A 23,639-nucleotide genomic window follows, 5' to 3' on the forward strand; every position below is an offset into this window, starting at 1 on the left:
CGCCTGACCCGATTCAATCAGAACAAGCCGCTGGCCGGCGGATTGCTGTCATAGACGATGGTGGCGATCACAATGATCGTATCGTCATGGCCGGGGCCTTCGGAAAAACCGAAGAAGCCGGTCAGCTTGTCGAGGTCCGGCAGGCTGGCGAGATCGATCTTGGGAAGTTTCATTGCGGTTCTCCATTTGCACGGGGCGACACCATGTCGACCTGTGCAAAGCCTGCCGATGCAGAACCGCCCTTTGAAATTAAATTGCTGTAATCACTGTATTTATTGTAATTTTTCTATATTGAGTACAATCACCAGACCGTCAGGCTCAGAGCCCTCAAAAGGTTGGAAAAAACGCTGCGCATCAGCCCTGGCACGGGCGAGAATTTCGGCAGGAATCGCAGGATCAGCTATGATCGCATCTGCGCTGCCAAGGAGCCGAGCCTGACGCAGCGTCAGATCCTCGGGATCATCACTGGTGAGTGTGAAAGTGATCCTCTGCGATGACGTGACTTCGTCAGCCCCTTCGAGCCAGTCATCCAGCCGGGCAGGCCCACCTTCGCGCAGGGGATCTAGCGGCCCGCCTTCGCGCATCGCATCGTCCAGCGCGCGGCGCCGGTCTGGCATGGCAGGAAAGCGCGCCTTGATCGCATCGCGCGCGCCGAACAATCTCTCGGCGAGCTGGCCAAGATCGGCGGGAAGAAGCTTTTCGAGGCGCAGGCGCAATTGCTTGGCAAGCCCCGCCGATGCCCCACCCGTCCCCACCGCCACGAGCACGGGATCGCGATCAAGTATGCTTGGCGTCGTGAAATCGCACAGATCAGGCCGGTCGACGACATTGACGAGGAGCCCGGCACACCGCAGGCGGATCGCATCGGCTTCGCACATGGCCGCGTCATCATGCGCGACGAAGGCTATCCGAGCGCCTTCATCTATGCCGGTCTGCATATCGGTGATGATATGCGCGCCAGCCCGCTCGACCAAACGCCGCTTTGGCTCGGCCATATCGCCTTCACCCAGAACGATCACCGGCTTGCCGGTCAGCTGGTGGAAGAGCGGGAGCGACTGCATTGCCTAGCTAAGCAGGAAGTCCGGCACGCGTTCGGCATCGGCGATATCGCCGGGCAGGATGCGATCGGCGACCACGGCATAATCGCTGCCATCGACCATCACTTCAGCCACGAATCCGCGCGAGTTGTAACTGCTGGCCATGGTCGCGCCATAGGCCCCGGCGGTCCGGAACACGGCGAGATCGCCCGATGCCAGCACGTCGGTCTCCCGGTCCATTGCGAAAGTGTCCCCGGTCTCACAGATCGGGCCGACGATATTGGCCATCATCCGCTCGCCCGAAGGCTTGACCGCATCGAAATCGTGCCATGCACCGTAGAGCGCAGGCCGCGCCAGATCGTTCATCGCCGCATCGACGATCACGAAGGGGTGGTTGAGGCCTTTCTTCACGCGAATCACGCGGGTCAGCAGCACGCCCGCATTGCCCGCGATCACACGCCCCGGCTCGAACATCAGCGTAACATCCCAGCCTTTCGTGATGCGCGCGACCATTGCGCCATATTGAGCGGGAGACGGCGGCACTTCGCCTTTTCGATAGGGCACGCCAAGACCCCCGCCGAGGTCCATATGCGTGATCGTGTGCCCCGCAGCTCGCAGGCGAGACAGCATGGCACCGAGCTTTTCGAAGGCCAGTTCCAGCGGCGTGAGTTCTGACAGCTGGCTGCCGATATGCACCGCAAGACCGCGCAATTCGAGACCGGGGAGCGCCGAGAGCTCGGCAAACAGTTCCGGCGCGCGGCCGATGGGAACACCGAATTTGTTGTCCGCCTTGCCGGTCGAAATCTTGTCATGCGTGCCCGCGTCGACATCCGGGTTCACGCGCAAAGCGCAGCGCGCAACTTTCCCGCGCGCAGCCGCAATGGCCGCAAGCTCGCGCCCTTCTTCGCCCGATTCAATGTTGAACTGGCCGATGCCAGCGTCGAGCCCCTGAACCAGCTCGGCATCGGTCTTGCCGACGCCGGAGAACACGATGTCGCTTGCCGGCATGCCCGCCTGCATCGCGCGCGCCAATTCACCGCCGGACACCACGTCCGCCCCATATCCTTCGCGGCTGAGCAATTTAAGAACCGCGAGGTTGGGATTGCTCTTCACCGCAAAGGCGATGTGCGGCGGTTTCTCAAGGTCGCTCAGCGCCTCTTTGAACACTCTTGCATGGCGCTCGAAAGTCGCGCGCGAATAGACGTAGACAGGTGTGCCCACCTCGTCTGCGATGCGCGACAGTGGCACATCCTCGGCGTACAGCTCGCCATTGCGGATCTGAAAATGGTCCAAAACTTAGCTTTCTGGCGGAAGATCGAAAGGATCGTCCTCACGCTCTTCGCTTTCGCGGCGTAGCTCGACACTGCGTTCCGGGACAGCCTGGGGATCGGTTTCGAGCAATTCCTCCGCGGTCAGCGGCTCGCTCACACCGTAAGGAGGCGGCGGAAGGGTTTCGCCAGCAGCGGGTTCAAGGGGCGCGCGCTGCCCGCATGCCGCAAGTGCAGCAGCAAGAGCAAAGGTGATAGGGATACGCTTCATGTGTCCATTCCCAATTTCTGGCGAGCCTTTGCCACCTGTTTGCGCACCTGATCCGGCGCAGTACCACCATAGGATCCCCTCGCGGCGACCGATGCTTCCACCGAAAGCGCCGTGTACACGCGATCATCAATACGCGCATCAATATCCTGAAGTTCCGCGAGCGAAAGCTCATCCAGCGCAGCGCCCTTGCTTTCCGCCAGCTTCACCGCAGCGCCTGTAATGTGATGGGCTTCACGGAAAGGGATATCGGCCTCACGCACCAGCCAGTCTGCGAGATCGGTGGCGGTCGCATAGCCAAGTTCAGCGGCCTGCCGCATGCGGTCTGTGCGGAAATCGGCTCCTTCGACCATCCCGGTCATGGCCGCGATGCACAGTTGAAGCAGCCCCGCCGCTTCAAACACGGGGGGCTTATCGTCTTGCATATCCTTGGAATAGGCGAGTGGCAGCCCCTTCATGGTGACCATCAGCGCAGTGTGACAGCCGACAATACGCCCGGCATGGCCGCGCACCAATTCGGCTGCGTCGGGGTTCTTCTTCTGCGGCATGATCGAGCTGCCGGTCGAGAGCGCATCGGGCATGCGCACGAAGCCGAAAGGCTGGCTCGCCCAAATCACGAACTCCTCCGCGAGGCGGGAGAGATGCAACGCGCATTGGCTGGCCGCCGCGAGATAATCGAGGGCGAAATCGCGGTCCGATACGGCATCGAGACTGTTCGCAGTAGGCGCATCGAAGCCGAGCGCCTGCGCGGTCATTTCGCGATCGATCGGAAAGCCCGTGCCCGCCAGCGCCGCACTGCCCAGCGGCGACTGGTTGAGCCTGCCGCGCGCCTCGGTAAAGCGCGCCATATCGCGGCTCACCATCTCGTAATAAGCCATCAGGTGATGACCTAGGGTGACCGGCTGTGCGGTCTGTAAGTGAGTAAAGCCCGGCATGATGGAGCCAGCATGCTCATCAGCGCGTCCGACCAGAGCGCGCTGCAAGGCCTTCAGCCCGGCCCGTGTCTGGTCGATCATGTCGCGGGTCCACAGGCGAAAATCGGTCGCCACCTGATCATTGCGGCTGCGCGCGGTGTGGAGGCGTCCGGCAACCGGACCGATAAGCTCGGCCAGCCTCGCCTCTGTTGTCATATGGATATCTTCGAGGTCCCAGTTCTCCGGAACCCCATCCGCTTCATATTCCGCTGCGACCTTTTCCAGACCGTCGATGATGGTTTCGGCATCCTCATCACTCACGATATCGCAGGCGGCCAGCATAGCGACATGCGCCTTGCTCGCCGCGATATCCTGCCGCCACAGCGCCTTGTCGAAAGGGATAGAGGCATTGATTTCGCGCATGATAGCACTAGGTCCATCTGCGAACCTGCCGCCCCACATCTTATTGCCCTGCTGGGCGTTAGAGGAATTATCCGTGGCCAAGATCAACTGTCCTTCGATCGCATATGCGTGCCTTGCCGCAGGCTTGCTTGCCGCGTGCGATACCGGCGCGGCTGACGAGGCGCAAGAAAGCACGGCTGTTGAGGGTGAAAGCACGGCTGATGTGCTGACCGGCACACTGGATCGCAGCTTTGCCGGTGATCCCATCCCCGCAGTGACTGTCGCGACGCCCGATGGCGAAACGCTGCTGCTCACCGATCTTGGCGAACCGGTGCTGGTCAATCTCTGGGCGACATGGTGTGCGCCCTGCGTGGTGGAGATGCCGCTGCTCGATGGCCTTGCCGCCGATCTGGACGGCCAAGTCCGCGTGATGACCATCAGCGAGGATCTGCGCGGCGCAGAAGTGGTGGTCCCGTTCTTCGAGGCGAACGACCTCCCTAATCTCCCGCAATGGATGGACGAGGAAAACGAGCTCGCCTTCTCCTATGGCGGCGGTGCGGTCCTTCCGCTCACCATTCTTTATGATGCCGAAGGGCGCGAAGTCTGGCGCGTGATCGGCGCCTATGACTGGGGCAGCGCTGCGGCGCGAGAAGAGGTGCTTGAGGCACTCTGACCACGCGTCAATGCGGTGTAATCGGGGACACTGAGTTCCAGCTCGTCTAGACGCGCGCCAGCCAATCCCGCCACCAGATGCGCCTTCAATCCCGGACCGGGCGGCACGCGCGATGCCGGCGCCATGAAAAGATCGCGGAACAGCGCTGGCCAGATCGAATCCGACTGGAACGGCGGAGTGAACAGCCAGGTCAGCGCCTGATACAGCCGGACATGCGATGCGCGCAGACGGACATAGGAGGACAAGGCTTCATCCAGATCGTCTGATTTCTCCATCGCCACGGCGAGACCGCGCGCATCGAGCAGCGCCATATTGGCACCCTGCCCCAACTGCGGGCTGGCTGCGTGCCAGCTATCACCGATGTGAGCTATGCGATCACCTGTCGCATGTGGGCTCGTGCGGTGGGCATAGCGGGCGAAGGTCAGCTGCTCCGGATCAGTCAACTGCTCCATGACCGGATCAAGCGCAGGCCAAAGGGTGCAAACCTCCTCATGGAAGGCCGCCATTCCGCGGGTTTTCCAGCTTTCGTAATTTTCGCCCTTCAGCGACCAGAAGAACGCCGCCTTCCCTTCGCCGATCGGCAGCAAGCCGACCATCTGATCCGCGCGGCGATAGCGTTGTTCGAGCAGCCGCGGATTGAATGGCCCTGTACCCGGCCAATCGACGGTCGCCCAAAGCGCGCCGAACGGCAGGCTGGCTTCCGCAGGCGGAACGAGCGGCGAACCGATACCAAGCGAATCGATCACCAGATCAAATTTTTTCGAGGCACTGCCATCGGCAAAGGAGAGCGTGCGGCCATCCGTATCGACCGATGTCCCAGTGACCTGACGTCCGGTTTCAATCGCAATTCCTTCCGCTCGCACAGCGTCAAAGAGTGTTGCGAAAAGGCTCGCACGGTGAATCCCGATACCCACGGCATCGGGATAGGGGAGATCGGCATAGGCGGCCTCCAGCACAGGCTCGCCCTCGGTATTGAGCCCCCACAAGCCGTCGACCGGCGCACCGCGCGTTAGGACCGTTTCGGCAAGGCTCAGCGCGTCCAGCACCGCCAGGCCTGTCGGCTGGATCATCAAGCCGGAGCCTATTGGGCGCGCCTCGGCAAATCGCTCAAACAGGGTAATCCGATGCCCCTGCCGATGCAGCATGAGCGCAGCCGCCAGCCCGGCAATGCCGCATCCGGCAATCGCGATGTCGATTTTCTGCATATTTTCTCTTTTGCCCCGATCAACCTTTCGCTAAGGCGCGCCAGCTACACACTGTGTAGGGGCGATTAGCTCAGTTGGTAGAGCATCTCGTTTACACCGAGAGGGTCGGCAGTTCGAGCCTGTCATCGCCCACCAGTTTTCGCTAGACGAAACCATCCGGGGGATGGTTTCGCGCGAAAACTCCCGAGCGCAAGCGAAGGGCTGGTCTCACGTGAAACCAGCGTCTATCGGCGCTTCATGAGCGAAACCTCCATTCTCGTCCTTGCCACAGGCGGCACGATTGCCGGGCAGGCTGGCTCTGCCACGCGGCGCGATTATCGGCCCGGCCAGATCAATATTGCCGACTTCCTCGTCGAATTCGACACGCTGGGTGTGAATGCACGGCTTGAAGGCAAGCAGGTTGCCGCTATCGATTCGGCCAATATCGGACCTGATATCTGGCGCGAACTGCACAGCGCTTGCGCTGCGGCGATGGGCGATCCTGCGTGTGGCGGGGTCATCATCACGCATGGGACCGACACGGCGGAGGAAACCGCCTTCCTTCTCGACCTGACCCTGCCCGCTACAAAGCCGGTAGTTCTGGTGGGCGCGATGCGGCCAGCCGATGCGGTGGGCAGCGATGGCCTGAGAAACTTCGCCAATGCCGTGCAGGTTGCGGCTGATCCTGAAGCGGCTGGGCGCGGCGTGCTGTTGGTCATGAGCGACCATGTCTTTTCCGCGCGAGACGTGCGCAAAGCGCGCACCAGTGGCTCCAACGCATTCGAAGGGTTTCCGCGCGGGCCCATCGGCCTGGCGACCCCGTCCTCGCTCGATTGGCTGTCGCCGCCATGGCGCTCGCAAGAAGATGCGCGCTTTGGCTTTCCTTCGGAATTTCCGCCCGTTCCCATCCTGCATGCCTTTGCCGGAATGGATGCAAGCTATGTCGAGCATGCGATAGCGCAGGGAGCAAAGGGTATCGTTTTGGCGGGTATGGGCGACGGCAATGCGCCCGATGTCGTCCGCGCTGCTCTTGCAGATGCGGTAAGCAAAGGCATTCCCGTAGTCCGCGCCAGCCGCGTGGATGAAGGCCTCGTCGATCCCGATCCCAGCGATACAAAGCATGGCTTCATCGTCGCGCGCGCACTTGGCCCCGCCAAGGCACGCATCTTGCTGCAGGTGTTGGTCGCGAACGGCGTTACCGATCGCGAGAGTGCGCAGGACGCTTTCGATAATCGCTAGGTCTGGCTTACGCCGCCATCAGCGCGCCTTGCCCGATCTCCTCGAAATAGCGCGCCATGGCGTCCGCTGCCTTGTCGCTGAGATCGATAAAGGCGCGGCGGCGATCGGCATCGTCTTCCACGCGCTCAAACAGGCCGGCTTCGATCATCTGTCCGATCCAGCGCAGCGCGGTCGTCGGAGGGACACCCGAAGCGATGCAGAGTGACGTAACGCAGACGCGCTGATGCTCCACGCGCGCTGCCGTCAGGTCGAGAAGCATGTCCCATGCCGGATCTGCAAACAGGTCTTCATCGAAGAATTTCGCACGCGCCTTGCGCTGGGCGATGATCTGCCGGACCAGACGCGCGTCAGGCAGCGGCGGGCGCGGCTTGCGGACCAGATCATTCTCAGCGCGATAGCCCTCTTTCGGACTCTCAAAACGAAACGCACCGCCGGCCGATTTCTGGCCCCAGCCGCTCGCACTATCGAGCCGGTCCAGCCGCTCAGCAATGTGCCCGACTTGCTCGGTGAGCCGCAGCAGCGTCAACCGGTCATCCTCCGACAATTCGCGCACGCGCAGATTGGGGATGTCCGCCAGTACGCGGCCGAGAGCGATGACCCGCTCAGCCCGAAGCGGATTGACGAGGATTTGCGGGCTCGACTGGCTGCAGCAGGCAAACACCGCATCGAGCGCTTCGATAGTAGTCGAAAGAATCAGGCGTGCGCCTGAATTACCCGCCCGGCTGTCCAGCCTTGCCAATACCGCCATCGCCGCCGCATCGGGATCGGGGCAATCGACAAGCACCAACTCTCCCAAGGCGCGGACATCGCCCGCCAGCAATTGCGCCAGATCACCGCTTTCACGCACCGTCAGGCCAGCTTGTGCGACGTCATCCTGCATCTGCTCGAGCAACACGGCATCATCGGCGAAAATAGAAACCGCCAGCGGCAGGCCAGCAGCATCGGCCGCCAATGAATAAGCAAAATCGGCCTGAGCCATCGAGTGTTCCTTCCATGCCGCGATTCGCGAACACAGTGAGAACAAAACGAGATCGTGTCAAGAATTAGCGCTCAAAATCAATCCGCAAACGGGTCTCGCACAAGGATCGTGTCGTCACGCTCCGGGCTGGTCGAGACGCTCGCAACCGGGCAATCGATCAGCTCTTCGATGCGGCGGATGTATTTAATCGCCTGCGCGGGAAGATCGGCCCAGCTGCGCGCACCCACAGTGGTGCCTTCCCAGCCTTCGAATTCTTCGTAAATCGGTTCGACCGCGTCCTGCTCCGCCGCGTGGCTGGGCAGGTAATCGAGGACCTTGTCGCCCAACCGGTAGCCAGTGCAGATCTTGATGGTCTCAAACCCGTCGAGCACATCGATTTTGGTAAGCGCTATACCCGTAACGCCCGAGAGTGCGCAGGTCTGGCGCACCAGCACCGCATCGAACCAGCCGCAGCGACGCTTGCGTGCGGTGACTGTGCCGAATTCGTGGCCGCGCTCGCCCAGTTTCTGGCCCGTTGCGTCCTCCAGCTCGGTCGGGAACGGGCCGCTGCCGACCCGGGTGGTATAAGCCTTCACGATACCGAGCACGAAGCCCGCGGATCCCGGGCCGAGGCCTGAACCACTCGCGACGGTGCCGCTCACAGTGTTGGAGCTGGTGACGAAGGGGTAGGTGCCGTGATCGACGTCCAGCAGCACACCCTGCGCGCCTTCGAACAGGATTTTCGCGCCGGTCTTGCGCACATCGTTGAGGCGCTTCCATACAGGCTGCGCGAACTGCGCAACGAAAGGTGCGATTTCGCGGAGCTCTGCGAGAAGTCCTTCACGGTCCACCGGGTCCTGACCGAAGCCGGCACGCAAGGCATCGTGATGCGCGCACAGGCGATCGAGTTGCGGTTCCAGATCATCGAGATGCGCCAGATCGCAAACCCGGATCGCGCGGCGGCCGACCTTGTCTTCATAGGCGGGGCCAATGCCGCGGCCGGTGGTGCCGATTTTGCCCTTGCCAGCAGCCGCTTCGCGCAGACCATCGAGATCGCGGTGAAGCGGCAGGATCAGCGGACAATTGTCTGCAATGCCGAAATTCTCCGGCGTGATAGACACACCCTGGCTTTCCAGCTTAGCGATTTCATCGCGAAGCGCCCACGGGTCTAGCACCACACCGTTGCCGATCAGGCTCAGCGTGCCGGTGACGATACCGCTCGGCAGCAGGCTCAGCTTGTAGGTCTGGTCGCCGACAACCAGCGTGTGGCCGGCATTGTGACCGCCCTGAAAGCGCACGACAGCATCCGCGCGGGACGCCAGCCAGTCGACAATCTTGCCCTTGCCTTCATCGCCCCACTGAGCGCCGATAACGGTGACATTTGCCATGCGATCAATCCTGCAGTTTTCAAGCCAAGGCGCGCCCTAGGCGCTCGCGCGTGATGGGGCAATGGCTTACGCCTGTTGAAGAGACGGGAAAGCGGATTTCAGCCACAGCTAAAGGGTGATTAACTGTGACTGGAAGCTGCGCATTAGCAATGTTGCGGCAGGCTTGGCCTGCTGGATTGTAGGGATCGAGGGGCCCAATGCTGGACGACAACTCCGATAACATCGCGCTGCGCGACGAAGATCAGGATACCGCGCCTGCCGAGCGCGACACGCCATCAACGACTCGGACGCTTGGACGCGCTGCGAGTCTCGCGGCACTTGCGAGCGCGACTGCGGCATGCGGCGGAGGCGGTTCGAGCAGCGGCGGCGGTGGCCCTGTTGCTGGCGGTGGCGGCGGAGGAAGCTCCGGCGGAGGCACGCCCACACCCACGGTAGTCAAACCGCAGACCGATCAGGAAGCCGCGCGCTTTCTTTTGCGTGCATCCTTGCGCGCTTCTACCGGCGACATCTCTTCCCTGCGCGATCGTGGCTATGAGCCCTGGCTTGACGATCGCATGGATGCGCCCAACAGCCAGACGGGCGCGCAATTCCTGCAGGCGCGCGGTTATGAAACCGTCGATACCAATGAATGGTACAACCAGAGCAGGCCTGGCGATCACATGATCTGGAGCCAGCTGCTGTCCAGCGGCAATGCGGTGCGCAAGCGCGCGGCGCTGGCGATGTCCGAATTCTTCGTCGTTTCACTCAACACGATTTCCATGTCGTGGCGCGGCAGCGCAATCGCGGCCTATTGGGACATTCTGAACCAGCACGCCTTCGGCAATTTCCGCGACCTGCTGGAAGACATCACGCTCAATCCCGCGATGGGCGTCTATCTCAATACGCGTGGCAATCGGAAGGCCGATCCGCGCACCGGCCGCGTGCCTGATGAGAATTTTGGCCGCGAGATCATGCAGCTGTTCACCATCGGCCTGTATGAACTCAATATCGACGGATCGCTGCGGCTCGATGGCAATGGGCAGCCGATCGAGACTTACGACAATGACGATGTGACCGGCATCGCCAAGGCCTTCACCGGTTATGATTTCGATTTCAACGGCATCGGCTTCACCCAGCAGATCGGCGGGACTCGTCAGGTCGAGGACGCGGCATATGCGCGCCAGCCGATGACGGCAGATACCAATCGCTGGCGCCAGACCTGGCTTGCGGGGCGCGATTATCACTCTGCCGAAGAAAAAAGCTTTCTCGGCGTCACGATCCCGGCGGGCACCAATGCCAGCGAAACGCTGCGGATCACGCTCGATACGCTGTTCAACCACCCGAATGTCGGCCCGTTCTTCGGTAAGCAGATGATCCAGCGGCTGGTCACCAGCAATCCCAGCCCGGGTTACGTCCAGCGCGTAGCAGAGGCGTTCAATAACAACGGCTCGGGCGTGCGCGGCGATCTGCGCGCCGTTTTCAAGGCAATCTTGCTCGATGACGAAGCGCTCGACAGCGGCAATTTGAGCAGCGCGCAATTCGGGAAAGTGCGCGAGCCCATGCTGCGTTTCGTACAGTGGGGCCGCACTTTCGGTGCGCAATCGGCCAGCGGCAATTGGGAATTGCGCGATTTGGGCGATTCCTCGTCCGCGCTCGGCCAGTCGCCGCTGCGACCGCCTTCGGTCTTCAACTTCTTTCGCCCCGGCTACGTGCCGCAGAATTCGGAAACGTCCTCCGCCGGACTGGTCGCGCCGGAAATGCAGATCACGAACGAGACGAGCGTTGCCGGCTATGTGAATTTCATGGAGCGCTTTATCGACGGGCGCCTCTGGATGGCCAGCGATGTGAAGGCGACCTACGCGGACCAACTGCCGATCGCGCATGATACCGCTGCGCTGCTCGACCAGCTCGATCTGCTGCTTACCGCAGGGCAGCTAAGCGAGGCGACGCGCAACACGATCGCAACCACGCTGAACGCCAATCCGGTGGCGCAAGGCGATAGCGATGATGCGAAGCGCGCGCGTGTGCATGCGGCCGTCTTCCTCGTCATGATTTCCAACGACTACACGGTCCAGCGATAGGAGGGCCTCGCGCATGTTCATCGGCAAGAACCTTGAAATTACGCGCCGCGCTTTCCTGCAGCGGTCCAGCCAGCTCGCCGCGGTGGGCGCAGCATCAACCTATGCCATGGGCCTCGCCGGGATGAGCGAGGCGGCAGCTTTCAGCTCAGCTGGTGGGTACAAGGCGCTGGTTTGCGTCTTTCTCTATGGCGGGAATGATTACGCCAACACGCTGATCCCTTTTGATGATACCAATTACGCGCGCTATCTCGACATTCGCGGAAGAGCGGCTGACGGCGGGATCGCGCTGCCGCAATCGAGCCTCGCGAACACCGTCTTGCCAGCGCCGCAGGGCCAGACGCTGACCGACGATATGACGCTGGCAATTGCGCCCACTATGCCGCGACTTGCCGCGCGCTATCGTGAAGGCGCGATGGCCCCGCTGCTCAATGTCGGTCCGCTGGTGGTTCCGCTGACCAAGGAGCAATACGAAAGCGGCAACAATTCCAGTTTCCCGCGCCCGGCCAAGCTCTTCTCGCACAATGACCAGCAATCGACCTGGCAGAGTTCGCAGCCCGAAGGATCGGTAACCGGCTGGGGCGGCCGCATGGGTGACCTCGCCCAGTCGAGCAATACCAACTCCATGTTCACAGCGATCAATGCGAGCGGCAATGCGGTTTTCCTCGCCGGCAACCAGGCGCAACCCTACCAGCTCTCCGGTGACACGGCGACGACGATCCGCGGCCTGACGCGCCGCGTTTACGGATCAAGTGATGTGAGCGGGGCGATGAATTCGCTGCTGACCACGCACCATGGTCACATGCTGCAAGCCGATCACGCGCAGACGCTGGCGCGCTCGATCCAGTATGCCGACTTCGTCAATTCCGCGCTCGCTAACACCAATCTCTCTACCGATTTCGGTACGGGCAATCGGCTCGCCAGCCAGCTGCGCACAGTTGCGCGGCTGATTGCTGCGCGCGGTTCACTGCAGGTGACGCGGCAGGTGTTCTTCGTCAGCATCGGCGGGTTCGACCACCATGACGGGCTGATCGGATCGCATGAGGCACTGCTGGGCCAGGTCGATTTCGCGATGGATGCCTTTTACCGCGCAACGCAGGAAATGGGCGTGGCCGATCAGGTGACGACATTTACCGCATCCGATTTCGGTCGCACGCTGGCGAGTAATGGCGACGGATCGGACCACGGCTGGGGCAGCCATCACTTTATCATGGGCGGCGGCGTAAACGGAGGCCGCTTCTACGGCACTGCACCCAAGATCGCGGTGGATGGGCCGGACGATGTGGGCCGCGGACGCCTGCTGCCGACAACGTCGGTGGACGAATATTCCGCCACGCTCGCCAAATGGTTCGGCGTATCGCCCAACGAGATGCCGAGCATTTCTCCCAATATTGGCCGATTCAACAATCCCGATCTGGGCTTCATGCAGGCGGCCACCTGACTCCGCCGAAAAGGCAAGAAAGTTGGAAAGAAGATCGCCCTTGTCCGTTGATCGGGCAAAGGAGATTTTATGACTGACTACCCTACACTTACGCTCAATGACGATCGCCAGATTCCACAGCTCGGCTTCGGAACCTTCAAGATGAAAGGCGATGATGCGACTCAGCCGGTGAAGACCGCAATCGAAACCGGTTACTGGCTGATCGACACGGCTGCCGTCTATGAAAACGAGGAAGGCGTCGGCAAAGGCATTGGCGACTGGTCGGACATCTTCCTCCAGACAAAAGTCTGGAATGATGATCAGGGTTACGAAAGCGCCAAACAGGCCGCGCGCGACAGCCTTGAACGCCTTGGCCGCGAGCATGTCGACATGCTGCTGATCCACTGGCCCTGCCCCGACAAGGGCAAGTTCGTCGACACGTGGAAAGCCTTTGTGGAACTACGCGATGAAGGCCTCGCCAAGTCGATCGGTGTATCGAATTTCCGCGAGCAGGATCTGAAGGCCATCGTCGATGCGACCGGTGTCGTTCCCGCGCTAAACCAGATCGAACTCCACCCCGCATTCCAGCAGCACGAAATGCGCCGCGTGCATGAGGAGATGGGTATTGTGACGCAGTGCTGGTCCCCGCTTGGGCAGGGTGACGGCCTCGAAAACGAGACCATCAGCCGCATCGCCGAGGAAACGGAAGCGTCACCCGCCGCTGTCGTGCTCGCATGGCATCTGCATCATGGCCTTCTGCCCATCCCGAAGGCGAGCAGCGAAGACCATATCAAGGACAATTTCACCGCCCTTAACCTCTCGCTGAGCGATGACCAGATCGCTGCCATCGACGCGCTCGACAGCGACGACGGACGCATCGGGCCTGACCCGGCAGAATTCTGCTAAGAGAACAGGCTAAAGAGCGCTCGGCTCGCCATCCGCCAACACGTGGGTGCAGCCGAGCGCTTTTCCATCATCATCTTCCGATAATGCCGCGACGGTGCGCCAACCTTCGGCGCGGAGCTTCGCCGCTGCATCGCGGTCGTGCCCTAGCGGCAGGAAGAGTTTGTCGCCCAGCTGTTCGTCCGCTTTGACCGCTTCGATCAGCTCTTCGGGATATAGCGAGAAGCCCGTGGCCGCCTCGTCCGAGCCGCCGATGCAATAGGTGCCGCCGCGACCCAGCGCACCGCGGACGCCGTCCGCATAGAGCGTGAAGCCGAGCCAGCTCTGATATTCAAAGCCATGACGCTCGGAAGGATCGAGCGTGATGCGTGCGCGCCCTTTGATACCCTCAGCGATCTGGCGCAGCGCGGTGATGCGCGTTTCCAGAACACCCGACGTATCGATCGCGGAAAGCTTGTCTGCCGCCTCTTCGAATGGCCCTGCGGCATGGATGAGCGGAAGGTAAGCCTCGCCGCCCGCATCGACCAGTCCGCCGGCATCCTTGGTGTCGAGCTCCCGGCGAACCGCAGCGCGCGTTTCCTCATCCAGCGGCAATGGTCCATCGGCGAGCGTGTCGACGAGATCCGGCAGGGTAAAATCGACGGAAATGCCCTTTGCGCCAGCCGCTTCCAGTGCTTCGATGGCCAGCGCAACAATCTCGCCCGCGGCGGCGACGCTGTCTGTCCCGATCAGCTCCGCACCGATCTGGAGATTCTCGCGGCGCGGATCGAGCATATCGCCTGCGATGCGAGCAACCTGTCCGGCATAGCATAGGCGCAGCGGACGCGGCGCGTCGGCCAGACCGGTCGCGGCGATGCGCCCGACTTGCACGGTCATGTCGGAGCGCAGCGCAAGGCTGCGCAGGCTCTTCGGATCGACGAAGCGGAAGAGGTTGCGCGTGCGGACGCCGTCCATCCGCGCCGCCATGCTCTGCTCGAATTCGATCAGCGGCGGGCGCACCTGGTCATAGCCATGTGCGCCCATCGCATCGAGCATCGCACGCTGGATGCGCGATGCAGCAGCCGCGCTTTGCGGCAGTCGGTCTTCGAGCCCTTCGGGCAGCAAATCTTGCGTCGGATCGGTCATGCCGCGCCTCTTAAGCGGAAGAGTGTCAGAACGAAAGCGCCCTGACCTTCTTCACGCCTTCGAGCGCGCAGACGGCATCCTGCACATCCTTGCTCGGTGCCTGATCCAGCGTCAGCATCAGCACAGCATCGCCGCCCTTGTGCTTGTCCGGCAGGCGGCGGCCAAGGTGGAAGTTGCCGATATTGACGCCCGCTTCACCGAGTACGGAGCCGAGGCGGCCGATGAAGCCGGGACGGTCTTCGTTGACGATATAGATCATATGGCCTTCCAGATCGGTCTCAATCCGTGTTCCGGCGATCTCCACCAGGCGCATCTGCGAGTCGCCGAACAGGCTGCCCGCAACTTCGCGGCGGCGCTCGGGGGTGGTGGCAATGATGCGGACCAGCGTATGGTAATCGCCTTCCTTGGCATGGCGCACTTCGCGCACATCCAGACCGCGCTCCTTGGCGAGGATCGGCGCATTGACCATGTTGATGCTGTCGGACCAGCTGCGCATCATTCCTGCGAGCACTGCCGCAGTGATCGGCTTCAGATTGAGCTCCGACGCTGCGCCCGACACTTCGATGGTGATCGCGTTCACGTCCGGCCCTTCAAGCTGGCCGACCAGCGAACCGAGCTTTTCTGCCAGCGAGATGTAAGGCTTGAGGCGCGGTGCTTCCTCTGCGCTCAGCGAGGGCACGTTGAGAGCGTTCGTCACGCCGCCGCTCACCAGATAGTCGGCCATCTGCTCTGCCACCTGCAAGGCGACATTGACCTGCGCCTCGGTGGTGGAGGCACCAAGGTGCGGCGTGCAGATGAAGTTCTTCGTGCCAAACAGCGGATTGTCGGTAGCGGGTTCCTCGGCAAACACATCGAGCGCTGCTCCTGCGATATGGCCGCTTTCAAGCAGGTCTTTGAGCGCGGCCTCGTCGATCAACCCGCCACGCGCGCAATTGACGATGCGCACGCCGGGCGTTGCCGCTTCGAGCCGCTCGCGGCTCAGGATATTGCGCGTTTCGTCCGTCAGCGGCGTATGCAGCGTGATGAAATCGGCGCGCTCCATCAGCTGTCCGAGATCGACCTTTTCCACGCCCAGTTCCATCGCGCGTTCGGGAGTCAGGAAAGGATCATAAGCGATCACTTTCATCCGCAGACCCTGCGCGCGGCTGGCGACGATGCTGCCGATATTGCCCGAGCCGATCAGGCCCAGCGTCTTGCCGGTGACTTCAACGCCCATGAAATCCTTCTTTGGCCATTCACCTGCCTGCGTGCGGCGGTTGGCTTCGGGGATCTGGCGAGCGAGCGTCAGCATCATGGCGATGGCGTGCTCTGCGGTCGTGATCGAATTGCCGAAAGGCGTATTCATCACCACCACGCCGTGGCTGCTGGCTTTCGGGATATCGACATTGTCGACACCGATGCCTGCACGACCGATCACCTTGAGATTGGTCGCCGCTTCAAGGATGTCCGCCGTCACCTTGGTGGAAGAGCGGATGGCAAGGCCATCGTACTCACCAATACGCGCTTTCAATTCTTCGGGCGTTTCGCCGGTGATGACATCGACATCGCAGCCGCGCTCTTCAAAAATGCGGGCGGCGTTGGGGTCCATCTTGTCGGAGATGAGGACTTTGGGTTTGGTCATGTTTACCTCGTCATCCCAGCGGAAGCTGGGATCGTTGTGTCAATTAACTGACATTCAAATGGGGAGATCCCAGCTTTCGCTGGGATGACGGCATCTAGAGATTGCCGGCCTTGAGCTCTTCGTAAGCCCATTCGATCCACGGCAGCAGGCGGCGGATGTCTTCGGCTTCTACCGAACCACCGCACCAGATACGCAGGCCCGGAGGGGCATCGCGGTAACCGTTGAAATCGTAGCCGATGTCCATCTCTTCCAGCTTGGAGGCGATTTTCTTCGGCACGGCAGCCTTGTCCTCATCGGACAGGCTTTCATACCATTCGCCCTGGAAAACCATGCACACGCCGGTGTTGGTCTGCAGTGCCGGATCGCTCGCCATATTGCGCAGCCACGGCGTGGCTTCGATCCAGTCCTTCACAATTCCGGAATTGGTATTGGCGCGCTCGATCATTGCGGAAAGGCCACCGATCGATTTCGCCCATTCGAGCGCCCAGATGTAGTCTTCGACTGCCAGCATGGAGGGCGTATTGATGGTCGCGCCTTCGAAGATCGCGGTATTGATCTTATCGCCCTTCTTCAGGCGAAAGAGCTTGGGCAGCGGCCATTCCGGATCGTAACTTTCGATCCGCTCGACAGCCTTGGGGCTGAGGATGAGCATGCCGTGCTGGGCTTCGGAGCCCATGATCTTCTGCCAGCTGTATGTCGTCGCATCGAGCTTCGGCCAATCCATCTCCATCGCGAAGACGGCGCTGGTCGCATCGTTGATCGTGATCCCCTTGCGGCCCGGCTCAAGCCAGTCCGTGCTGGGGATTTTCGCGCCCGACGTGGTGCCGTTCCATGTGAAGACGACGTCGTGATCCTGCGGAATGCTCGCCAAATCGGGGATCTCGCCATAATCGGCGGAGAGCGTCGTCAGATCCTTGAGCTTCAGCTGCTTGACCGCATCCTGGATCCAGACGTTGCCGAAGCTTTCCCATGCCGCGACGGTGGCAGGACCTGCGCCCAGCATTGTCCACATCGCGCATTCCAGCGCGCCGGTGTCAGAGCCGGGCATGATGCCGACGAGGTAATCGTCGGGCACGCCCAGCAATTCACGGCTGAGATCGATCGCATATTTCAGGCGACCCTTGGCATATTTCGAGCGGTGGGAACGGCCGAGGCTTTTCGTATCGAGCTTGTCGGCAGACCATCCGGGCGGCTTCGCCGTGGGACCGGATGAAAAGAAAGGGCGCTCCGGCCGGAGCGTCGGCATATTCGTCATTTGTATTCTCTCCTTACAGAGAGCACGCGCGGCGTTGGGACCGCGTGGCCCGTCGGCGGCACTAGAGATACGCTCTCAAGAGTCAAAGGTTACTTATGTAACGACTATCCGTGCGCGAAATCGTTTCCGCTGCGTTAACCTTACCTGCCACGGCGGGCTTAACCATTGTATGTCCATGTAACCCGTCATGAAACGCGCATACCTCATATCCGCCGTTAGCCTTGTTCTCGCAGGGTGCTCGATCGTGCCGCAATCGAATTACCAGCCGCAGCAGCGCGATTATCGCAGCAGCAGCAATGCGGAATGGAACGCGCGCAGCACTCCGGAGCGCGCACCAGCTGGTTCCGCAGCACCGCGCCTCGCCGCGGCAACCGCCGTCGCCATGCGTCCGGCAGAGGCGCAATGCCTGTCCAATCTCGGCAGTGTGGGGGTCAGCTTCGATGCCCTGCCCAATCGCTATCTGGACGAAGGATGCAGCAATCTGAACACGGTGCAGATGCACGCGCTTCAAGGCGATTCCGGCAGGCTGGATGTCAGCAATCTGGGGCCGGTGACCTGCCCCGTCTCCACCGCCTTTGCCGCCTGGGCACGCTTCGGTGTCGACCGGGCCGCACAGCAGATTTTCGGTACGCGGCTGGCGAGTATCCAGACAATGGGCAGCTATTCGTGTCGCAATGTCGCGGGAACGGGCCGCCGTTCGGCGCATGCGTCAGCCAATGCTATCGATATTGCCGGTTTCGTGCTGGCCGACGGTCGCCGGATCAGCGTCCAGGACGATTGGAATGGTACTGCCGAAGAGCGCGAGTTCCTCCGCGTGGTCCAGCGCTCCGCCTGCCGCCGATTCAACACCGTGCTCGGTCCAGACTACAATGCGGCGCACCGCGATCATTTCCATGTCGAAGGCGTGATCGACGGCAATTCCTACTGCCGCTGATACCGGGCTGGCTAAGCGTCAGGCCTGCGAGGCTGTCGGTGTGATGAGAATTTCGCCGATCATCATGTCATCCTGCGCTGGCGACGGTCGGTTCGCCATCGTCATCCCAATCTGATCGTTTTTTTTAGCGGCTTCCAGACTCGCCTCGAGCCGCAGACGCACAGCTTCTGCGGCATGGTTGGCGCCGAGCTTGTCCATCATGTTTGCGCGGTGAATTTCGACCGTGCGCGGACTGATTTCCAGCTCGCGCGCAATAGCCTTGTTCGAGCAGCCTTCGCTGAGCCAGTCGAGGACTTCGCGTTCGCGATTGGATAGCGCTGCAATCCGGCGGCGCGCATCGATCAGGCGGCGGCGTGCCTCGGCATGACGCCCTGCATCATTGTGCACATGGGCGAGCATGCGGCGCAGCTCTTCCTCGGTGAGCGGGAGCGTCAGGAAATCCAGCGCGCCAGCCTGAATGGCCTCCACCACTTCATCCACCCCGGGCTCCTCGCGCGCTGCGACGAGCGGGATCCAGATGCCGTGATCGGCGAGTTTTTCGAGCAGTTTCTCGATCCCGTCTTCCACCACATCATCCGAGGCGATGATCACCCCATCGTGCGGCGGCCTGTCGAGCAGTTCCACCAGATCGGAATAGACTTCCGCATGGTGGCCCATCGATAGGACAAGGCGCGACTGCGAGGCGCGGGAGCGGCTGTTACCGCCGACGATATGCATGGTAAGACGCTGTTCCATGCAACTGAATCTGAACCGAAAAATTGGATTTTACATTCCGTATAAATACGGATTTGCACCTATTTGCTGTTCATGATTGCGCAAACCCGCGCGTTTCCGCCAAAAAATTACCTCCATGGCGGATAAAATACCGGGATTTTGCTTATGCAGGGCCCCCGATTTGTCGCAAATCTACAACTCGGGACAAATGGCTACGTAGAATTACTCAGACGTTTCAAAGCTGTAATCGGGCAGCGAGTGGAATGCCGAACGCAGCGCGTCGCCCCAGCGCGTGGAGATCGCATCGAAATAAGGATCGTCATGCTCGATCCGCCGCTCATGCGTGGCCGCGAAAGCATCGCGTTCAATCACCATCAAATCCAGCGGCATACCGACCGACAGATTGGCCTTGAGCGTGGAATCGAAGCTGACCATCAGCAGCTTTGCCGCATCCTCGAAATTCATGGTCCGGTCATAGCCGCGCAGAATGATCGGCCGGCCATATTTGGTCTCTCCGATCTGGAAGAAGGGCGTGTCGAAGCTTGCCTCGATGAAATTGCCTTCGGGATAGATCATGAACAAGCGCGGCTCCATCCCGGCGATCTGGCCTGCCAAGATGATCGATGCCGTGAACCGTCCCTTCCCGCGTGTGCCGTTGGCGTCCTGCGTCTGCTCGATTGTCTCACGCAGCAATTTGCCGGTTTCCACTGCGACCTGGAACATTGTGGGAAGCTCCAGCAGGCCATGCTGGCGGTCCTCAGGTGCCTTGGTGCGCTCTTCCAGCTGGCTGACGACAGACTGGGTTGTGGCGAGATTTCCCGCGGTCATGATCGAGATAATCCGCTCTCCCGGCACCGACCAGGTGAACATCTTCTTGAAAACGGAAATATTATCGACACCCGAATTGGTGCGGGTGTCGCTCATCAGGACAAGGCCTTTTTCAAGCACCATGCCAACGCAATAGGTCATTAAAATCTCCGGCTGCGGCGCCAAAGGCCGCGAATCATTGCTGCTGCTGTTCTTCGAATTGCTGCTCTACCGCAAGATCGACCGACAGGTCTTCTGTGACGGCGCCAAAGCTGATTCCGGTGATGGGCGCCGCATCCTGATAATCCCGGCCAGTCGCCACGCGCACATAACGCGGATCGGGGCTGATGCCGTTGGAAATATCGAAGCCAACCCAGCCAAGGCCATCGACATGTGCCTCTGCCCATGCGTGGCTGGCTTCCTGTTCGATCCGGTCGTTCATCATCAGGTAGCCGCTGACGTAGCGGGCGGGGATATCGAGACTGCGCGCGGCAGCGATGAAGATATGCGCATGATCCTGGCACACGCCCCAACCGTCTTCAGCGGCTTCTTCCGCAGTCGTGGTGACGCGCGTGGTGCCGGTTCCATACTCGACATTTTCGCGGATAACGCGGGACAGGTCATGTAGAGTATCGACCATACCCTCTTCACTGCGTTCGACCTTGGCGATCAGCGCTTTGATTTTCGGCCCCGGCTTGGTGAGCTTGGTCTGGCCGAGAAACGCCCATAGCGGGAGATGTCCCGCGTGCTGCCCGATGACGCCGGCATTGTCTTCCGTATCGACAAGCCCCTTGCAGGTGACGACAACTTCAGTCGTACCCTCTTCGACGCCTACCAGCGTGACATGATTGAAGTTCTGATCGTCGTAACTCAGCTGCTCATGCGCGCCTTCATACTCCATCGACCATTCGAGGATGCGCTGACCCTGCGTTTCCTTGGGGGTGAGGCGCAAGCGCTGGATGCCGTGAGCAACCGGCTCCCTGAAACGATACTTCGTGGTGTGGCGAACGGATAGGCGCATGGTGTCTCGTCGATCCTCGCTTAGGAATTGAACCGGTAATCGCTGCCAATGGCACTGGCTAGCGACTGGTTGCTGGCAATGAAGTCGAGCAGGAATTCGTGCAGGCCCTGATCGAAAATGTCTTCTACGCTTTTGTCACGCAGGCGCATGTCGAATTGCCGCATGTTCTCATGGGCTTCGCCTTCACCGCCATGAAATTTGGCGAGATCGGCCATCGTGTCGCGCAGTTCGGAATAGCAGAACACAAGGCTGCGGGGGAAACGATCGTCAAGGATAAGGAAATCCGCGATTGACCGCGCATCCATCCGCCCTGCATTCAGCCAGCGATAGGCGCGCTCCGCCGAAAGCGAGCGCAGCACAGTGTCCCATTGCCCTGTATCGAGCGGCGTGCCGACATAGCTGAGCGATGGCAGCAGCAGATAATATTTCACATCGAGGATACGCGCGGTCTTGTCCGCGCGTTCAATGAATGTGCCAAGGCGCGAAAAGCTGTAAGCCTCGTTTCGCAGCATGGAGCCATGCGTCGTGCCGCGGACCATCGTGCTGACCCGGCGAACCGCCCCCAGCGCCTGATTGAGAGTGGCGGAGCGAACAGGCTTCTTCAGCAGATCGCAAAGAGTCATCCAGCCTTCATTGATCGCTTCCCAAACCTCGCCAGTGATGGAAGAGCGGGCTGCGCGCGCGTTGGTGCGAGCCCGTTCGATCATCGACAGAACATTTTCGGAATTGTCTTTCGACCGCAGGACGAAGTCGCAGACCTGCGCGCCGCTGAAATCGGTGTATTTCGCTTCATAGGCCTGCTGCAGGCCTAGCGTGGTGAGGACGGAGCGCCACTCCTGAACGGCCATATCCTCGCTGCGGGTCATGGTCATCCGGTGCCCTGCTTCGAGCAGGCGCGCGGTGTTCTCCGCCCGTTCGAGATAGCGATACATCCAGAAAATGGCACTGGCTGTGCGACCTAGCATGATGTCTCTCCCGCCATCAGTCTTCCAGCACCCAGCTATCCTTGGTGCCGCCGCCCTGGCTGGAGTTCACCACCAGCGATCCTTTCTTGAGCGCCACACGCGTGAGCCCACCGGGTGTGATGTCGACACCGTCAGGCGAGCACAGGACGAAGGGCCGCAGATCGACATGTCGCGGGGCGAGACCTTTCTTGGTGAAAATCGGACAGGTGCTCAGCGAAAGCGTCGGCTGGGCGATGTAGTTCTCGGGGTCGGCTTCCAGCTTGGCGCGGAATTGCTGAATTTCCTTCTTGGAGGAGGTCGGGCCGATCAGCATGCCATAACCGCCTGAGCCGTGGACTTCCTTCACCACCAGCTCTTCCAGATTGGAAAGCACATATTTGAGGCTGTCCGGATCGGCGCAGCGCCACGTCTCGACATTGGGAAGCAGCGCTTTCTCGCCGGTGTAGAATTCGACGATTTCGGGCATGAAGGAATAGATCGCCTTGTCGTCCGCCACTCCAGTCCCGGGCGCATTGGCGATCGTGATCCCGCCCGCGCGGTAGACATCCATGATGCCGGGCACGCCCAGCATTGAATCGGGATTGAATGTCAGCGGATCGAGGAAATCATCATCCACCCGGCGATAGAGCACATCGACCGGCTTGAAGCCCATGGTCGTACGCATCTGGACCTTGCCATCGACAACACGCAGATCGCTGCCTTCGACAAGCTCTGCGCCCATCTGGTCTGCCAGGAAGGCGTGTTCGTAATAGGCGGAGTTGTAGATACCCGGGGTCAACACCGCGATGGTGGGTTTGTCTCCGGCACCTTCGGGCGCGCAGGCGGCGAGGCTCTTGGCGAGGCGGCGCGGGTAATCCGAGACGGGGCAGACCTTCACCTGGCTGAACAGTTCCGGGAACATCGCCATCATCGTTTCGCGATTTTCCAGCATGTAGGACACGCCGCTGGGCGTGCGGGCGTTGTCTTCCAGCACCATGAATTCATCCGGTCCGGTGCGGACCAAATCGATGCCGGTGATATGCGTGTAAACTCCGCCCGGCGGCGTGAAGCCCACCATTTGCGGCAGCCACGCGGCATTGTTGCGGAAAAGGCGCTCGGGCAGTCGCCCCGAACGAATGATTTCCTGCCGGTGATAGAGATCGTGCATGAAAGCGTTGAGCGCCCTCACACGCTGCTCGATCCCGCGGCTGAGCCTGCGCCATTCGCCGCCCGAGATGATCCGTGGCACCATGTCGAAGGGGATCAGCCGCTCCTCGGCGTCATCTTCCCCATAGACATTGAAAGTGATGCCGGTCTTGCGGAAGAACCCTTCAGCTTCGAAGGCTTTCCGGCGCATGAGGCCGTCTTCCTGAGCGTCGAGCCACTTCTGATAATCGGCATAGGGCTCGCGCACCGAACCATCGGGCGCGTGCATCTCATCGAAATTGGGCTGCTTGGAAGCTGTCATTGATCCCCGTGAGCGATGTGTCGGCGCACGCCAGATGCG

The 23,639-nt window shown here is 61.0% G+C and carries 22 protein-coding genes and 1 tRNA gene; 7 read left to right on the forward strand and 16 right to left on the reverse strand.

Annotation, left to right across the window (positions count from 1 at the left end; translation table 11 throughout):
- Window positions 1-17: 17 nt before the first annotated feature.
- The 5 genes from O2N64_RS00690 to argH all read right to left on the reverse strand — a co-directional run bounded on the left by O2N64_RS00690 (window position 18) and on the right by argH (window position 3,949).
- Window positions 18-173: a hypothetical protein gene (locus O2N64_RS00690; protein WP_271078386.1), complete on the reverse strand. Its 156-nt coding sequence runs from the start codon at window positions 171-173 to the stop codon at window positions 18-20.
- 99 nt (window positions 174-272) lie between these two features.
- Entirely contained in the window at window positions 273-1,061 is a 789-nt protein-coding gene (locus O2N64_RS00695; protein WP_271078387.1) for a precorrin-2 dehydrogenase/sirohydrochlorin ferrochelatase family protein, read from the reverse strand.
- Window positions 1,062-1,064: 3 nt separating this feature from the next.
- Window positions 1,065-2,330 carry a diaminopimelate decarboxylase gene (gene lysA / locus O2N64_RS00700; protein WP_271078388.1) on the reverse strand — a complete coding sequence of 422 codons (1,266 nt, stop codon included), beginning with the start codon at window positions 2,328-2,330 and terminating at the stop codon, window positions 1,065-1,067.
- A gap of 3 nt (window positions 2,331-2,333) precedes the next feature.
- The gene (gene lptM / locus O2N64_RS00705; RefSeq protein ID WP_271078389.1) at window positions 2,334-2,576 is read right to left on the reverse strand and encodes an LPS translocon maturation chaperone LptM; all 243 of its coding nucleotides are present in this window, start codon (window positions 2,574-2,576) and stop codon (window positions 2,334-2,336) included.
- On the reverse strand, window positions 2,573-3,949 hold the full coding sequence (gene argH / locus O2N64_RS00710; RefSeq protein WP_271079682.1) for an argininosuccinate lyase: 1,377 nt from the start codon (window positions 3,947-3,949) through the stop codon (window positions 2,573-2,575). Before argH ends, lptM begins: the two co-directional genes overlap by 4 nt.
- A gap of 34 nt (window positions 3,950-3,983) precedes the next feature.
- On the opposite strand from argH, the gene O2N64_RS00715 reads away from it, so the two are divergent.
- Window positions 3,984-4,562: a TlpA family protein disulfide reductase gene (locus O2N64_RS00715; protein ID WP_271078390.1), complete on the forward strand. Its 579-nt coding sequence runs from the start codon at window positions 3,984-3,986 to the stop codon at window positions 4,560-4,562.
- Here the strand turns inward: O2N64_RS00715 and O2N64_RS00720 are convergent.
- Window positions 4,511-5,767 (reverse strand): FAD-dependent oxidoreductase, encoded by a 1,257-nt coding sequence (locus O2N64_RS00720; protein WP_271078391.1) that lies wholly within the window; start codon window positions 5,765-5,767, stop codon window positions 4,511-4,513. The genes O2N64_RS00715 and O2N64_RS00720 overlap by 52 nt on opposite strands.
- 59 nt (window positions 5,768-5,826) lie before the next feature.
- On the opposite strand from O2N64_RS00720, the gene O2N64_RS00725 reads away from it, so the two are divergent.
- Window positions 5,827-5,902 (forward strand) — tRNA-Val (locus O2N64_RS00725).
- A 102-nt stretch (window positions 5,903-6,004) separates the two neighbouring features.
- Window positions 6,005-6,985 carry an asparaginase gene (locus tag O2N64_RS00730; protein ID WP_271078392.1) on the forward strand — a complete coding sequence of 327 codons (981 nt, stop codon included), beginning with the start codon at window positions 6,005-6,007 and terminating at the stop codon, window positions 6,983-6,985.
- Window positions 6,986-6,992: 7 nt separating this feature from the next.
- On the opposite strand, the gene O2N64_RS00735 is transcribed toward O2N64_RS00730, so the two are convergent.
- Together O2N64_RS00735 and O2N64_RS00740 are read right to left on the reverse strand one after the other, a co-directional pair.
- Window positions 6,993-7,964, reverse strand: a complete 972-nt coding sequence (locus O2N64_RS00735; protein ID WP_271078393.1) for a MarR family winged helix-turn-helix transcriptional regulator — start codon at window positions 7,962-7,964, stop codon at window positions 6,993-6,995.
- A gap of 77 nt (window positions 7,965-8,041) precedes the next feature.
- Window positions 8,042-9,331 carry an adenylosuccinate synthase gene (locus O2N64_RS00740; RefSeq protein WP_271078394.1) on the reverse strand — a complete coding sequence of 430 codons (1,290 nt, stop codon included), beginning with the start codon at window positions 9,329-9,331 and terminating at the stop codon, window positions 8,042-8,044.
- Between the two features lie 197 nt (window positions 9,332-9,528).
- Between O2N64_RS00740 and O2N64_RS00745 the strand changes: the two genes are divergently transcribed.
- From O2N64_RS00745 to O2N64_RS00755, 3 genes are all read left to right on the forward strand, one after another.
- Window positions 9,529-11,391: a DUF1800 domain-containing protein gene (locus O2N64_RS00745; RefSeq protein WP_271078395.1), complete on the forward strand. Its 1,863-nt coding sequence runs from the start codon at window positions 9,529-9,531 to the stop codon at window positions 11,389-11,391.
- Window positions 11,392-11,404: 13 nt separating this feature from the next.
- On the forward strand, window positions 11,405-12,829 hold the full coding sequence (locus tag O2N64_RS00750) for a DUF1501 domain-containing protein (protein ID WP_271078396.1): 1,425 nt from the start codon (window positions 11,405-11,407) through the stop codon (window positions 12,827-12,829).
- A gap of 69 nt (window positions 12,830-12,898) precedes the next feature.
- Window positions 12,899-13,714 carry an aldo/keto reductase gene (locus O2N64_RS00755; RefSeq protein ID WP_271078397.1) on the forward strand — a complete coding sequence of 272 codons (816 nt, stop codon included), beginning with the start codon at window positions 12,899-12,901 and terminating at the stop codon, window positions 13,712-13,714.
- A gap of 9 nt (window positions 13,715-13,723) precedes the next feature.
- Here the strand turns inward: O2N64_RS00755 and O2N64_RS00760 are convergent, their stop codons facing one another.
- From O2N64_RS00760 to O2N64_RS00770, 3 genes are all read right to left on the reverse strand, one after another.
- On the reverse strand, window positions 13,724-14,836 hold the full coding sequence (locus O2N64_RS00760) for an ATP phosphoribosyltransferase regulatory subunit (RefSeq protein ID WP_271078398.1): 1,113 nt from the start codon (window positions 14,834-14,836) through the stop codon (window positions 13,724-13,726).
- Between the two features lie 25 nt (window positions 14,837-14,861).
- Window positions 14,862-16,457, reverse strand: coding sequence for a phosphoglycerate dehydrogenase (serA, locus tag O2N64_RS00765; protein WP_271078399.1), 1,596 nt, complete (start codon window positions 16,455-16,457; stop codon window positions 14,862-14,864).
- A 94-nt stretch (window positions 16,458-16,551) separates the two neighbouring features.
- Window positions 16,552-17,712: a phosphoserine transaminase gene (locus tag O2N64_RS00770; protein WP_271078400.1), complete on the reverse strand. Its 1,161-nt coding sequence runs from the start codon at window positions 17,710-17,712 to the stop codon at window positions 16,552-16,554.
- Window positions 17,713-17,899: 187 nt separating this feature from the next.
- Between O2N64_RS00770 and O2N64_RS00775 the strand changes: the two genes are divergently transcribed.
- Window positions 17,900-18,646, forward strand: a complete 747-nt coding sequence (locus tag O2N64_RS00775) for an extensin family protein (protein WP_271078401.1) — start codon at window positions 17,900-17,902, stop codon at window positions 18,644-18,646.
- An 18-nt stretch (window positions 18,647-18,664) separates the two neighbouring features.
- Here the strand turns inward: O2N64_RS00775 and O2N64_RS00780 are convergent, their stop codons facing one another.
- The 5 genes from O2N64_RS00780 to O2N64_RS00800 form a co-directional block, all read right to left on the reverse strand.
- Window positions 18,665-19,381 carry a response regulator transcription factor gene (locus O2N64_RS00780; RefSeq protein WP_271078402.1) on the reverse strand — a complete coding sequence of 239 codons (717 nt, stop codon included), beginning with the start codon at window positions 19,379-19,381 and terminating at the stop codon, window positions 18,665-18,667.
- Window positions 19,382-19,582: 201 nt separating this feature from the next.
- Complete coding sequence (locus tag O2N64_RS00785; protein WP_271078403.1) at window positions 19,583-20,329, reverse strand: proteasome-type protease; 747 nt, start codon at window positions 20,327-20,329, stop codon at window positions 19,583-19,585.
- 34 nt (window positions 20,330-20,363) lie between these two features.
- Window positions 20,364-21,188, reverse strand: a complete 825-nt coding sequence (locus O2N64_RS00790; RefSeq protein WP_271078404.1) for a transglutaminase family protein — start codon at window positions 21,186-21,188, stop codon at window positions 20,364-20,366.
- Between the two features lie 20 nt (window positions 21,189-21,208).
- Complete coding sequence (locus O2N64_RS00795) at window positions 21,209-22,153, reverse strand: alpha-E domain-containing protein (protein ID WP_271078405.1); 945 nt, start codon at window positions 22,151-22,153, stop codon at window positions 21,209-21,211.
- A 16-nt stretch (window positions 22,154-22,169) separates the two neighbouring features.
- A complete protein-coding gene (locus tag O2N64_RS00800) occupies window positions 22,170-23,600 on the reverse strand; it encodes a circularly permuted type 2 ATP-grasp protein (RefSeq protein ID WP_271078406.1) in 1,431 nt (476 codons plus the stop codon).
- Window positions 23,601-23,639: the final 39 nt, after the last annotated feature.

It is taken from the genome of Aurantiacibacter sp. MUD61, from assembly GCF_027912455.1.
Lineage (GTDB): Bacteria > Pseudomonadota > Alphaproteobacteria > Sphingomonadales > Sphingomonadaceae > Alteraurantiacibacter.